The 13,266-nt window shown below is 68.2% G+C and carries 11 protein-coding genes and 1 tRNA gene; 9 read left to right on the forward strand and 3 right to left on the reverse strand.

Annotated features, from left to right (window positions below):
• Positions 1-94: 94 nt before the first annotated feature.
• The 3 genes from ACIRGA_RS31915 to ACIRGA_RS31925 all read right to left on the reverse strand — a co-directional run bounded on the left by ACIRGA_RS31915 (position 95) and on the right by ACIRGA_RS31925 (position 4,713).
• Entirely contained in the window at positions 95-3,598 is a 3,504-nt protein-coding gene (locus tag ACIRGA_RS31915; RefSeq protein ID WP_400948033.1) for a DEAD/DEAH box helicase, read from the reverse strand.
• 410 nt (positions 3,599-4,008) lie between these two features.
• The gene (locus tag ACIRGA_RS31920) at positions 4,009-4,380 is read right to left on the reverse strand and encodes a hypothetical protein (protein ID WP_400948035.1); all 372 of its coding nucleotides are present in this window, start codon (positions 4,378-4,380) and stop codon (positions 4,009-4,011) included.
• Positions 4,381-4,640: 260 nt separating this feature from the next.
• A tRNA-Arg gene (locus ACIRGA_RS31925) sits at positions 4,641-4,713 on the reverse strand.
• 370 nt (positions 4,714-5,083) lie between these two features.
• Here ACIRGA_RS31925 and ACIRGA_RS31930 point away from each other — a divergent pair.
• The 9 genes from ACIRGA_RS31930 (at position 5,084) to ACIRGA_RS31970 (ending at position 12,994) form a co-directional block, all read left to right on the forward strand.
• On the forward strand, positions 5,084-5,737 hold the full coding sequence (locus ACIRGA_RS31930) for a response regulator transcription factor (protein ID WP_005155565.1): 654 nt from the start codon (positions 5,084-5,086) through the stop codon (positions 5,735-5,737).
• Positions 5,737-6,351 carry a trimeric intracellular cation channel family protein gene (locus ACIRGA_RS31935; protein WP_400948037.1) on the forward strand — a complete coding sequence of 205 codons (615 nt, stop codon included), beginning with the start codon at positions 5,737-5,739 and terminating at the stop codon, positions 6,349-6,351. The genes ACIRGA_RS31930 and ACIRGA_RS31935 overlap by 1 nt, the downstream gene beginning before the upstream one ends.
• An 85-nt stretch (positions 6,352-6,436) precedes the next feature.
• Complete coding sequence (locus ACIRGA_RS31940) at positions 6,437-7,129, forward strand: response regulator transcription factor (protein WP_037340466.1); 693 nt, start codon at positions 6,437-6,439, stop codon at positions 7,127-7,129.
• Positions 7,126-8,550 carry an ATP-binding protein gene (locus ACIRGA_RS31945; RefSeq protein WP_400948039.1) on the forward strand — a complete coding sequence of 475 codons (1,425 nt, stop codon included), beginning with the start codon at positions 7,126-7,128 and terminating at the stop codon, positions 8,548-8,550. Before ACIRGA_RS31940 ends, ACIRGA_RS31945 begins: the two co-directional genes overlap by 4 nt.
• The gene (locus ACIRGA_RS31950; RefSeq protein ID WP_400948041.1) at positions 8,550-9,050 is read left to right on the forward strand and encodes a carboxymuconolactone decarboxylase family protein; all 501 of its coding nucleotides are present in this window, start codon (positions 8,550-8,552) and stop codon (positions 9,048-9,050) included. Before ACIRGA_RS31945 ends, ACIRGA_RS31950 begins: the two co-directional genes overlap by 1 nt.
• Positions 9,028-9,546 (forward strand): signal peptidase II, encoded by a 519-nt coding sequence (gene lspA, locus ACIRGA_RS31955; RefSeq protein WP_400948044.1) that lies wholly within the window; start codon positions 9,028-9,030, stop codon positions 9,544-9,546. The genes ACIRGA_RS31950 and lspA overlap by 23 nt, the downstream gene beginning before the upstream one ends.
• 83 nt (positions 9,547-9,629) lie before the next feature.
• Positions 9,630-10,430 (forward strand): DeoR/GlpR family DNA-binding transcription regulator, encoded by an 801-nt coding sequence (locus ACIRGA_RS31960; RefSeq protein WP_400948046.1) that lies wholly within the window; start codon positions 9,630-9,632, stop codon positions 10,428-10,430.
• Entirely contained in the window at positions 10,427-11,509 is a 1,083-nt protein-coding gene (gene galT / locus ACIRGA_RS31965; RefSeq protein ID WP_400948049.1) for a galactose-1-phosphate uridylyltransferase, read from the forward strand. The genes ACIRGA_RS31960 and galT overlap by 4 nt, the downstream gene beginning before the upstream one ends.
• A gap of 72 nt (positions 11,510-11,581) precedes the next feature.
• Positions 11,582-12,994, forward strand: a complete 1,413-nt coding sequence (locus ACIRGA_RS31970; protein ID WP_400948052.1) for a S1C family serine protease — start codon at positions 11,582-11,584, stop codon at positions 12,992-12,994.
• Positions 12,995-13,266: the final 272 nt, after the last annotated feature.

Raw genomic sequence — 13,266 nt, forward strand, 5'->3', positions numbered from 1 at the left:
ATTGTCGAAAGCAGGCTTGTCCGGCTCCCGAAACTTCGAGTGGCGGCACTGGATAACACCTCGTGATCGACCTGCCGGCCCCCGTGGTCTGACGCTACTTCCGGTCGGTGGGGATGGTGGCGGCGAGGGTGCTGAAGTAGCGGAGGTCTTTCCAGTTGTCGTGGTTGCCGATGATGTAGAGGCGGCGTTTGGCGCGTGAGGCGGCGACGTTGAGGAGGTTGGGTTTTTCGGCCGCCCATGCGCGTGCGCCGGTCCCGTTGGGCTTACTGCCCAGAACAAGGATCACGACGTTGGCTTCCTGCCCTTGCACGGTGTGGACGGTGCCGACGTTCTTGTCGGCGAAGCCCCGGATGTGCTCGTTGCGGCCGAAGCGTTCGGTGATGATGTCCTTGCTGCCGCGGACGACGTCGCGGAATGGGCTGATCACGCGGATCTCGTGCGTTTTGACGCCGTCCCTGGCCAGGTCGGTGAGCAGCTGGAGCAGTGCCTCGCCTTCGGCGGGAATCCAGTTGCCTTGTGACTGCCCGGACCGGACGTCGATCCAGGTGTTCTGCCCTGGGTAGTCACCGTCTTGGCTGGTGCCGTAGATCATGAGGTCTCCGCCGTAGGCGATGGTGTTGGAGATCTCGAACATCGGGCGGTCGCAGCGGCGGTGGACTCGGAGGGGAGCGCCGACCCATACGGTGCCGCCGTCGGGTTCGGGGAGAGCGGTGCCGTGCCGGGCATGCCGGTCGGCGACGCGTTGGGCCGAGGTGTTTTCCGGCGTCCACTGTTCATGCACGTCGTGGTGGCGGCGCAACGCGTGTTGGGCGGGAAGTGGGAGTGTGACGATCGGTTCGAGTTGCTGCGGATCGCCGACGATCACGGCGCGTCGGCATCGCCAGAGACCGCCGACGGCCTGCTGGGGTGTTGCCTGGCCGGCTTCGTCGATGAACAACCAGCCGAAACTTTCGCTGCCCAGCCCGGAGAACAGTCGCGGCAGCGAGGCGAAGGTCGTGGAGATCATCGGCACGACCAGGAACAAGGTCTGCCACGCGGCCAGCAGCGTCTGCGGCTTGGGCTGGTTCTTGAGCGTGCCGCCGATGACGGCGGCGATGACGGCCAGGTTGCCGCGGGCGTGCTGCTCCGCGGTCAGCAGGAAGGTCTTGTGCAATCGCAGTGCGGCCAGGAACAGCTGGTTACGTGCCGTGGTGAATTCCGGGTCGGCCCACGGCGCGCACAGCTGAAATCGTGCCTCGTCGGTGAGCTCGTCACCGAAAGGCACTGTGGTGGGCCACTCGGCTCGGGCGGCGTCGATGCGAGCCTGCACCGCGGCCAGCGCGTAGGTGGCGTCGCTCAGGGCATTCTCGTTCCGCCGATTCTGTAGCACGGCTTCGTGCAAGGCGGACTTGCATTTGGGGACGAATTCAGTCCACTGAGCGAGGGTGGTTTTGGCGTTGTCCCGAGCCTTCCGCAACTTGCCATGCTGGGTGTCCCATTCCTTGCCGGCCCGGAGGCCGGTGGACAGTGACACCCAGCATCCAGGCCTGTGGTTGGGCCAGTCCTCGTACTCCTCGTCGGCTTTCCGGTAGGCGTGTTCCGCTTTGTGACACTGTTCGGTGGCATGGCGCAGATCGTTGTTGAGCTGCTCGCAGGCGGCCTGTGACTGCCGCAGTCTGTCCTCGGCTTCACGGACCGCATTCCGGCGGGAAGTGAACTCTGTAATGGCTTCGGCGGCGATCTGACGGGCGGCGGCAAGTCGCTGGACCTCCGTCTGTGCGTCGGTGAACGCGGTGACCACGGTGTCCCAGTCCTCGACGCTGTCCGGGTACTCGCGTACCTGCTTCATCAGGTTCAACAGGCCGACATTGCCGGATTCGTCGTTCAGCTCGTCCGTGTCAGTCTCGTCGTCCGCATTCTGGCTTCCTGCCTCGTACGAGGGCTGGCGGGCGCCGTCACCCCACCAGAATCGGCTGGCGAAGCTGTTGCGGTTCTTCATGTTGCCGAGTGCCGCGGCGACCATTCCCCAGGCTGGGCCGCCCAGTACATGTGAGGCGAGGTCGGTGAAGTAGTCGACGGCCAAGGCGTCGTCCTCGGCTCCGCGTACCGCGTCCATGGCCGGGATCTCCGCTGTCACATTGGCTGCCGCATCGTTGCTGGCGGTGGCGACCACCACCTCGAACCCGGTCAGCTCCGGCCGCAGTCCCCGCACAGCGGCGCTGTATCGCGGGCCGAGTGCCACCCTCTCGGTCACGTCTGTGAAGGCGTCCATGGGGTTCTGCAGCGCGGCCAGGCGGGTAGCGCGTTCGACGACGATGGCGGCCAGGACGTCACGCAGCATGGTGGTCTTGCCGGTGCCGGGCGGGCCGTTGACCGCGAACAAGCCCGTGTTGTCGCCGAGTTCGGACATGATCTGGTTCACGGCGAATTGCTGGCTGATCACCAGCGGCCGCGACACCGCTGTCGGCCAGCGCCCACCCGGGATATAGCGCGGCTGGACACCGTGGATCAGCGGGGCGCGCCCGGCGCGCACATCGACCCTGCCCGCAGCAGGGCGATCGGCGAGGTAGCTGGTCAGCCCGGCGCCGACATTCCCGGAGTGCGCAGCGTCCTCGATCTCGGCCAGGTCGGCGGCGATGTAGCTGTTCAGGAAGTTCTGCCCACCAGCCTGATCCGCCTTGGATTCCGAAACCTGCGTGCAGGCCACCCGGACCCCGTGGGCGTCCAGCACGTCCGCGACACCCAGAGCACTGGCCAACTCCGAGACGAACGCATGCAACGCGGACGGTGTCATCCGCAGCCGCGGAATCGTCACGTCTGCTTCGCTGTCACCTGCGGCATCACCCTCGTTCTTGGGCGAGGAATCGGAGTCTCGCGGGGTCAGCAGCTTTTCGGCGAAGGTGCCTGCGACCGCTCCGGCGATCCCGCCGACAACCGGACCCGCGACCGCGCCGACTCCCGCGCCCACCGCCGTCGTCACGGCGGTACCCGTGGCTTTCGCGCCGGCCGCGACCGCCTCCTTGGCGGCGCCTTTCACCTGTTCGGTGATCGCCCTTCCCGCAGTGGTCAAAGCGGACTTGACCACGCCGTTCCCCATCGCCCTTGGCTCACGCTTGGGAGGTACCAGCTTGTTCAATGCGGCCACGAACTCGCGCTCGTGGAGCGCGAACCCGTCCAGCCACGTGCGGTCGTCCGGTCCGGGTGAGGCCAGCCTGCTGATTGCCCACGCGCACGCGGACAACGTGGCCGAGTTCTCCACCAGGCATCCCTCCGCGTCGAGGGTGAACGCGAACAGTGCGGTCTCGCCGTCGTTCCCGCGGGCATCGGCCGGCACGTTGTCCTCACCGAACGCGGTGGTCAACGCAGCCCGCGCCGTCGCCACGTCGTACAAGCCGCCATAGACCGTGAACTGCCACGTCTTACCCTCGCGCGGCCGACGCCGCGCGATCGGATGAGGGGCCTGCCACGGCGCCGGTTCATCGGGGGCGACATCCATGACCACCTGTGTCGAATCCTGCCGCTGTCCGGCCGCAGTAAGTTTCGGAACCCCTGGCGGACTGAACATTTCGATTGTGCGCCAGAACCGCACCACCCGCGCCGACTGCGCATGATTCCGCACCAGAATGGCTCCCCTCCACTCACGATGAACACGCACCATACGGCAAGATCGACAGCGGAGTTGAGTTTGGTCATTCACCTGTCGTCGGCGCACATGCTGACATGGCCGACAACACGATCCGAGTGAGCGAGCGGGACAGCGCCTGCACGGTAAGCGTGGGCGTCGAGATCGGGGTAGATGTCCTACGCAGGAAATCCATGGCCTCCTCGATGGTCCAGCTTCCCACTGGATGCGCGGCCGAACTCGCAGGTAAAAGCGTGAGTTTGCTGGCCGCCCGCTGCGGTCAGCCTTGCCGGACCCGACACTTTTCCGGGGAGCTACGGATTCGGATTGCGGCTTGGGCGAGAGGGCGTGCACCAAGAATCCTGTCCACCCTCGGTTGCGACGGTTTCCTATGCTGCAGAACAGCTTCAGGCTGTCGGCGAGCCTGGGTGAGATTTGTCCGCAACACAGGTGCCCGCGAGGGGCGCGGTCTGCTCATCGAGCGCGGCGAGGATGTCCTCGACCAGTTTCGCGCCCAGTGCGCGGGGGTGTTCGCACGTGATCGAGGCGAGATCGCGGAGCCTGGCCTTGCGGATGCTGATCGGTCCTCCGTAGCGGGGCGGCGTTTCCAGCACGTCGGGGCTTGACTGATCGTGGAGCCGAGAACTCGTTCGGGTGCCGGAGACCGATGAGATGGAGTTCGTGGTCAGGTCGGGTGAATCCGCGATCTGCCCGGCCTCATCGCTCCCGGTACCTGTCGTTACATCGCTATGGCCGATCATCCCGGCGTCGTGGAGCACGCGAATCCGTCGTAGAAGCCTGTGAAGACAGCCTGTTCGCCAGGGGATTGATCACACCAGGGTTGACTTCCCTTCAATGCCACAAAATTGCCAACCAGCTCAGGTGTGCTGCCACTCTGTATGGCTGGCGGTCCCGGCGGCACGGCAAGCTGCCCATGAGACACACCCTGCTGTTCGAATGGCGCAGGAACCTTGCCGGCGCGACACGCAGAAGAGTAACGAGAATGGCGCCATATCCAGCACCGCTTCCGTCCTTGGAGTGCCCCCGGCAGGATTCGAACCTGCGACACCCGCTTTAGGAGAGCGGTGCTCTATCCCCTGAGCTACGAGGGCATGTACTGCCACGCGCAGCCTACCGTGTAGCCACACGAACGAGCACGGGAGGGCGTCGTCACACCTCCAACTGCCGGGCGCCCGGCCCGGTGAATGTCCGGAATGCCCCGAACGGCGGTTGTGCGGCAGGCACCCCAGGATCGGCGGCCGGACAGCGACACTGGCCGTCCAGTGACACCCGACCTGCGGATCCGCCCAGGAGCAGCCACACTCTCCAGCAGGAAATCAGGGTCTGAATCGACGCCTAGATCGACACAGATGACCCGCGCGGGTCACTCGTACGTGTCTGGTTTCGAAACCCTGAACAACAGTAGGTAATCTTCGTTAACGGGACGCGAGACGCCGCTCCCCCGGCTGCCGGAGGGCTTCGTTGATCAAGCTCATGTTCGCCGACGACGAGGAACTGGTCCGTTCGGGCCTGCGTGCCATGATGTCGGGCGCTGCCGATATCGAGATCGTGGGCGAGGCGAGCGACGGGAGATCAGCGGTCGAGGTCGCCCGGCGGTACCACCCCGACGTCGCGTTGCTCGACATCAAGATGCGGGCGCCGGACGACGGCATTCGCGCGCTGCGGGCGATTTTGGCCCTGCCGGATCCGCCGACCGTGGCCATGTTGACCACGTTCGACATCGACGATTACGTCAGTCTCGCGCTCAGGCTTGGGGCCAACGGCTTCCTCCTCAAGGACATCGACCCGGCGGCTCTCCTCCGGGCGGTGAGGGACCTCGCCAGGGGCGGCGCGGTGCTCGACCCCGGGGTCGCGGCGCGCATGGTGCAGTCGCATCGGGACGAGCAGAGGGCCGCGCAGCCGGCGCGCAAGCTGCTCGCGTCGCTGTCCGAACGGGAGCGTGAGGTCGTCGGGCTGATCGGCCAGGGGCTGTCCAACGCCGAGATCGGCGGCCGCCTGCACCTGTCCGAGGCCACGGTCAAGGGCTACGTCTCGGCCGTCCTGTCCAAGATCGGCGCGGCGAACCGGGTGCAGGCCGCGCTGCTGGCCTACCGCGGTGGCCTGCTCGACCAGTAATGATCCTCACCGCGCTCGAGTTCCTCGGCTTGATCGCGTTCGCCGCTTCGGGGGCGCTCGCGGCGGTGCGGTCCAGGTTGGACGTCTTCGGGGTGGTGGTCGTCGGGTTGACCACCGCGCTCGGCGGCGGGGTCATCCGTGACGTCCTGCTCGGGATCACGCCGCCCACGACCCTGCGGACCTGGCCTTATCTCGCGGTCTGCGGCGGGACGGCGCTGGTCGTGTTCGTCTTCCATCCGCAGATCGCGAAGCTGCGGCGTGGCGTACTCCTCGCCGACGCGCTCGGGCTCGGGGTGTTCGCGACGGCGGGGACCACTATCGCGTTGAACGCGGGCGCCACTCCCTACGCGGCGTGCTTGATCGGCATGACGACGGGTATCGGCGGTGGTGCGGTGCGTGACCTTCTCCTACGGGAAATCCCGCTCGTGCTGCGGAAGGAGATCTACGCGGTCGCGGCGCTCGCGGGGGCCGTGCTCGTCGTGATCGGTCACTCTCTGCGACTGCCGCCGGGGCCGGTGACGGTGGTAGCAGCCGCCGCCGTGGTGGGGGTCCGGATGCTCGCTTTGTGGCGGAGATGGAACGCACCCGTTGCAAAAGGGCCCGAGACCGGCTGAAACGTCTTCTGGACTGCCGGATTTCCTTTGTTGGTTCTGTGTGTGTTCTTAGGCGAGTCTCAGCACTCTGCGTAAGACTGTCGCCATGCGCATCCTCGTAGTGGACGACGACAGGGCCGTCCGTGAATCACTCAGGCGATCCCTTGAGTTCAACGGCTACCAGGTGGAGCTGGCCGGGGACGGCGCGCAGGCCCTCGAAGCGATCATCGCCAACAGACCCGACGCGATGGTCCTCGACGTGATGATGCCGCGGCTCGACGGCCTGGAGGTCGCCCGACGCCTGCGAAGCACCGGTGACGACCTGCCGATTCTCGTGCTCACCGCGCGGGACACCGTTTCGGACCGGGTGTCCGGTCTCGACGCCGGCGCCGACGACTACCTGCCGAAGCCCTTCGCGCTCGAAGAGCTTCTCGCGCGTCTTCGCGCGCTTCTGCGCCGGGCGATCCCGGATCCGCAGGCCGGACAGAACGCCGAGGTCCTCTCGTTCGCGGACCTCACCTTGGACCCGGGGACGCGCGAGGTGCGCCGGGCGGGACGGGAGATCAGTCTCACCAGGACCGAATTCGCCCTGCTCGAACTGTTCCTCTCCTACCCGAAGCACGTTCTGACCCGCAGCCGGATCCTGGAGGAAGTGTGGGGATACGACTTCCCGACGTCGGGCAACGCGCTGGAGGTCTACGTCGGCTATTTGCGCCGAAAGACCGAGGCTGGGAACGAACCGAGGCTGATCCACACGGTGCGGGGAGTGGGTTACGTCCTGAGGGAAACCCCGCCGTGACGGAGCCGGTCCCGGTCGTCGACGTGTCCGAAAAGGATCCGCGCGGCGACCGCTGGGGCACGCGGCGCTTTTCGCTCCGCGGCCGGGTGACGCTGCTCGCGGCCGTTTCGGTGGCGGGCGCGGTGGCGTTGGTGTCGCTCGGCGCGTACCTCGTCGTGAAGGAGAACCTCTACCAGCAGGTGGACGACAACCTGCTCGCCCGCGCGCAGGCCGCGGTCGATTCACCGCAGGTGCAGACCGAACTGCAGCAGGTCCCCGGCGCCTTCCTGGCCAGCGCGGACCTGCAGATCGGCCAGCTGACGGTGGGGCAGAAGGTCCGGCTGACCTATCCGCAGTCCGGGAGCCGTCCGCCGTACGGCGACGACGAGATCGCCGTCGCCACCGGGGACAAGACGTTCTCCCTGCGCACCGACCCGAAGACGGACAGCCGGGTCGTCGCCCTCCCGCAGGGCGCCGGTCAGGCGATGGTGCTCGCCCAGTCGCTCGGCCCGACCAAGCGCACCCTGAACGAGCTTTCGGTCGTCCTGTTCCTGATCGGCGGCGCCGGGATCCTCGTCGCCGCGGCGGCGGGAACTGCCGTCGCGAGAGCGGGGCTGAGGCCGGTCGACAGGCTGACGTCGGCGGCGGAACGCGTCGCCACCACGGGCGATCTGCGGCCGATCCCGGTGAGCGGCGACGACGAACTCGCCCGCCTCACCCAGAGTTTCAACACGATGCTGGGCACGGTCGCCGAATCGCAGGAGCGGCAACGGCAACTCGTCGCCGACGCCGGCCACGAACTCCGGACTCCGCTGACGTCGCTCCGCACGAACCTGGAACTGCTGCTGTCCGCGAGCAGGCCGGGGGCGCGGACGCTGTCCGACGAGGACCGCAGCGACATCGAGGCCGACATCCGCGGCCAGCTCGACGAGCTGACCCAGCTGATCGGCGACCTCGTCGAACTCGCGCGCCAGGACGAGCCGCGGATCGAGCACGAGCGGGTCGAGATGGTCGACGTCGTCGAGCGCGCGCTGGACCGGGCGCGCCGCCGCGCGGGCGAGATCGAGTTCGACGTCTCGCTCCAGCCGTGGGTGCTGACCGGCGACACCAGCGCGCTGGAACGCGCGGTGCTGAATCTGCTGGACAACGCGGTGAAGTTCTCGCCGGAGGGCTCGACGGTCGGGGTCCGCCTGTACCCGGTCGGCGACGGCACGGCGGTGCTCGAAGTCGAGGACTCCGGGCCCGGCATCGCCGACGAGGACCTGCCGAAGGTTTTCGACCGCTTCTATCGCTCGTCGGAGGCGCGGACGCTGCCCGGTTCCGGGCTCGGCCTCGCCATCGTCCAGCACGCGGCGCAGCGGCACGGCGGTGACGTCTACGCGGGACGCGCTCCCGCGGGCGGCGCCCTGATGACCCTGCGGCTGCCGGGAGCCCCGGCCTGATGGGTGATTACGACAAGGGCCTTGAGCTGCTCCGGCTTCTCGGCGGCGTCGAGAACCCCGCCGTACTGGAGCTGTTCGACGCCGTCGAGGCGATGGACTACGGCAAGGAGGCCGTCGCGTACGTCTACGGCGGCGTCTACCAGCGGCCGGGACTTTCGCTGGCACAGCGGCAAGTGGTGACGGTCGCGGCGCTGGAGGCCTTGGGATACGCGGAGGCGCAGCTTCGGTTCCACCGCGACGCCGTGGCGAACGTCGGCGGTGACCTGGAGCAGGACGACGAAACGACCAGGCGGCTCAAGCGGGTCGCGGTGTACACGGCGAAGGGCGGCGTGGCGCCGGAACTGACGGACGTCCTTCGCGAGGCGCGGGACGCGGGGGAGCTCCGGGAGGCCGTCGAGGCGATCCTGCATCTCGCCGTGTACGTGGGTTTCCCCGCCGCGCTCAACGCGCTCGGCGTCGCCCGTACCCTGACGGGTGATGAGCACCGAGAACGCGCCTGAGATGCCGCCCCGCCGTCTGCTGTGGACACTGCTGGTGGCCGCGGTGCTGCTGGCCGCCGACCAGCTGACCAAATGGTGGGCCGTCGACGCCCTCACCGATCGCGCGCCGATCCCGGTGATCGGCGACTTCATCCGGTTCCGGCTGCTGTACAACCCGGGTGCGGCGTTCTCGCTGGGCGCGAACTCCACCTGGATCTTCGCGATCCTGGCCGCGGCCGCGGTGGTCGCGCTGCTGTGGATCTCCCGCAAGGTCCGTTCGGCGGGCTGGGCGATCGCGCTCGGCCTGCTGCTCGGCGGCGCGACGACCCATCTGGGAGACCGCCTGTTCCGTGAGCCCGGCTTCGCGCGCGGTCACGTCGTCGACTTCATCGACTACAACGGCTGGTTCGTCGGGAACGTCGCCGACATCGCGCTGTTCTTCGGCGCCGTCTCGCTTTTCGTGCTGAGCTTCCGCGGCGTCCCGATCGAGGGCGTCAAGGAGACGGCCACGGAGTGATCAGGCCTGATCGACACGCGAAGTCCATGTTTGATCGTGTAGGATTTTGTGTAGTTGATCCAGTGTAGTTACTCGGAGGCTTCGTGCTCGCGCGGCAACGACAGGCGGTGATCCTCGAGGAGGCGCGCCGGACCGGGGCGGTCCGGGTCAGCGATCTCGTCGTGAGGCTCGGCGTGTCCGATATGACGGTGCGCCGCGACCTCGACGTGCTCGCCGGCCGCGGGCTGGTCGAGAAGGTCTACGGCGGCGCCACCTCGATCGTGGGCAAGAGCACCGACGAGCCCGGTTTCGAGGCCAAATCCGTGCGCCAGCGCGCGCAGAAAGAGGCCATCGCCGCGCTCGCCGCCGGGCTGGTCCGGCCGGGCACCGCGATCGGCATCTCCGCCGGCACCACCACTTGGACGCTGGCCAGGGCGCTCGACGAGGTCCCCGGCCTGACGATCGTCACGAACTCCATCCAGGTCGCCGACGTGCTGCGCGGGGCGAACCAGCCGGATCGCACGGTGGTCCTCACCGGCGGTGTCCGCACCCCGTCGGACGCGCTGGTCGGGCCGGTCGCCGTGCAGAGCCTGCGGTCGCTGCACCTGGACGTCGTCTTCCTCGGCGTGCACGGCATGGCCGACGGCCCTGGCTTCACCACGCCGAACCTCACCGAGTCCGAGACCGACCGCGCGCTGGTCGAGGCGGGCCGCAAGCTGGTCGTGCTGGCCGACCACACCAAATGGGGCATCGTCGGGATCTCCACCATCGCCGGGCTGGAAGAGGCCGATGTCGTCGTCTCGGACGACGGTTTGTCCGACAACGCAAGGGAAACGCTCACCGAGCAGGTGGGTGAGCTGATGATCGCCGAAACGGCGGAGACGGCTGAGGCAGAAGAAGCGTGAAGCGCACGGTTAGGCACCTGGCCGACGGCCGGGAGATCATCTATTTCGACGCGCCGGGCGCGCCCGAACGCACCGCTGAAGACACGCGTGACCTGCCGCAGGTCGCCGCGGCATCGGAGATCCGGCGCGACCCGCTGACCGGCGAATGGGTCGCGATGGCCGCGCACCGGCAGACGCGGACCTACAAACCGCCCGCCGACCTGTGCCCGCTGTGCCCCACGAAACCCGGGAAGCCGAGCGAGATCCCGGAGCCCGACTACGACGTCGCGGTATTCGAAAACCGGTTCCCTTCCTTCGCCCGCAACGTCCTCGGTGATTCGTCCACAGTGGACGGCGCGGGACTGGTGCCGGTCGCGCCGGGCGTCGGCCGCTGCGAGGTCGTCTGTTTCACCAGCGACCACGACGGTTCCTTCGCCGGGCTCACGGCGAAGCAGGTTCGCGCGGTCGTCGACGCCTGGGCCGACCGCACCGCCGAACTGTCCGCGATGGACGGTGTCGAGCAGGTCTTCCCGTTCGAGAACCGCGGCGAAGAGATCGGCGTGACCCTGCACCACCCGCACGGTCAGATCTACGGCTATCCGTTCGTCACGCCGAAGACCGAGCGCATGCTGGAGGTCGCCCGTGCCTACGAGGCCGAGCACGGCCGTCCGGTGATGGGGGACGTCCTGGCCGCCGAGCGGGCGTCCGGGGAGCGGGTCGTGGTCGCGGGCGAGCACTGGACGGCGTTCGTGCCGCCCGCCGCGCGCTGGCCCGTGCAGGTCCAGATCGTGCCGCATCGCCAGGTGCCCGACATCCCCGCGCTGTCGGACGCCGAGCGTGACGACTTCGCCGACGTCTACCTCGAAGTCCTTCGCCGCTGCGACGGCCTTTACGACCGGCCGCTGCCCTACATCGCGGCCTGGAACCAGGCGCCCGCCAAACGCGATCGCGAACTCGGCTGGCTGTACCTGGAGGTGTTCTCGGTCCTGCGGTCCAAGGACAAGCTGAAGTACCTGGCGGGTTCGGAGTCCGGGATGGCCGTGTGGATCAACGACGCCACCCCCGAGCAGATCGCGGACAGGCTGCGCGCCACCCGCTGACGGGGCCATACTCATGTGCGATGCACAGCTTTGGCTCAGGAACTTCTCAGGACCATCCCGCAAGGTGAAGACATGACCGAGAACGACGCCGAGAAGGCGCGGCCCGCCGGCGATCGGCCGGACGCGGAGCAGAGCGCGAACTGGGCGGCTCAGCCCGCGCCTCAGCAGCCTGACGCGACCGGCCTCGGCGGCCAAGCCACTCCGCACACCGGAGCGCAGCAGGCCTACCCCGCGGACCAGCAGCAGTACAACCCGTGGTCGCCCCAGGCCCAGCAGACCCAGACCCAGGAACACCAGACGCAGGGGCAGTACCCCCAGGGACACCAGGTCCCCGGCCAGCAGACGCCGTACACGCAGCCGGGCCCGTCGGTCTACGCGGTCCCGCAGCAGCGCCAGGCGCAGAAGTCCACCTCGGGCAAGCTGCTCGCCGGTGTCGCGGCGATCGCGCTCGTCGTCGGCGGGGTCGCGGGCGGCACGGTCGGCTACCTGACCGCGGACTCCTCCGGCGGCGCCGCCGTGAACGCGCTCGACGCGCCGAAGCCCGCCCAGCAGACGGGCAACCTGCCCGCCGGTTCGGTCGAATCCGTGGCGCAGAAGCTGTCGCCGAGCGTGGTCGAGCTGCAGGTGTCCGGCCGGTCGGGGGCGGGCGAGGGCTCCGGCTTCGTGCTCAGCACCGACGGTTACGTGCTCACCAACAACCACGTCGTCGAGGTCGCCGCCGGTGGCGGGCAGATCCAGGCGGTGTTCCAGGACGGCAAGAAGGGCACGGCGACCGTCGTCGGCCGCGACCCCACGACGGATATCGCCGTGGTGAAGGTCAGCGGCGTCAGCGGCCTGACCCCGGTGGAGCTCGGCCGGTCCGACGACCTGCGGGTCGGCCAGCCGGTGGTCGCCATCGGTTCGCCGTTCGAGCTGACGGGCACGGTCACCTCGGGGATCGTCAGCGCGCTGAACCGGCCGGTGAGCGCCGGCGGCAACGGCGACCAGACCACGGTCATGTCGGCGGTGCAGACCGACGCGGCGATCAACCCCGGCAACTCCGGCGGCCCGCTCGCGAACATGGCGGGTCAGGTCATCGGCATCAACTCGGCGATCTACAGCCCGAAGTCCGCGCAGGGCCAGGGCGGCGAGAGCGGCGGCAACGTCGGCATCGGCTTCGCGATCCCGATCGACCAGGCGCGCCGCACGGCCGACGACATCATCAACACCGGCCAGGCGACGCAGACCTTCATCGGCGCGCGAGTGCAGACGGCGCCGACCGGAGGCGCGCAGCTCGGCGAGATCTCGCCGGGCAGCCCCGCCGAGAAGGCGGGCCTCAAATCCGGTGACGTCGTGACGAAGCTGGACGACCGGTCGATCCCCAACGCGGACGCGCTCGTCGCCGAGATCCGCACGCGGGCACCGAACGACAAGGTCAAGTTCACTCTCAGCGGTGACAAGGTCATCGAGGTGACCCTCGGCGGACAGCCCGTCACCCCGAACTAGAAACGCTCGGCCGCAGTGCGCGGCCGAGACCAGCTCCGGCTCGAACCCCCAGCGGGCCGGACTACGAGACCACGCGCGACCGGCTGCCAATCCCGGTCGCGCGTGGTCCTTTTGTTGAGGGGTGGGGCAGGGCGCGTGTCGCGGAAGGCACTTTCTGTGGGCTGAAGGCTCCCTTCGCCGCGTCTGACCTGGATCCACCGATGTTTGTGGTGAGTTGATCGTGTCGTAGGCGCGCAGATGCCCTCTGACTTGGGACGATTGGTCTTGCGACA

Source organism: Amycolatopsis sp. NPDC102389 (assembly GCF_044765885.1).
GTDB lineage: Bacteria > Actinomycetota > Actinomycetes > Mycobacteriales > Pseudonocardiaceae > Amycolatopsis.

What these genes read in the sequence shown, in the direction of transcription:
- ACIRGA_RS31940 (WP_037340466.1), top strand. Translation starts at nt 6,437, where the DNA reads ATGCGCATCCTCGTAGTGGACGACGACAGGGCCGTCCGTGAATCACTC.
- ACIRGA_RS31950 (WP_400948041.1), top strand. Translation starts at nt 8,550, where the DNA reads ATGGGTGATTACGACAAGGGCCTTGAGCTGCTCCGGCTTCTCGGCGGC.
- ACIRGA_RS31970 (WP_400948052.1), top strand. Translation starts at nt 11,582, where the DNA reads ATGACCGAGAACGACGCCGAGAAGGCGCGGCCCGCCGGCGATCGGCCG.
- lspA (WP_400948044.1), top strand. Translation starts at nt 9,028, where the DNA reads ATGAGCACCGAGAACGCGCCTGAGATGCCGCCCCGCCGTCTGCTGTGG.
- ACIRGA_RS31935 (WP_400948037.1), top strand. Translation starts at nt 5,737, where the DNA reads ATGATCCTCACCGCGCTCGAGTTCCTCGGCTTGATCGCGTTCGCCGCT.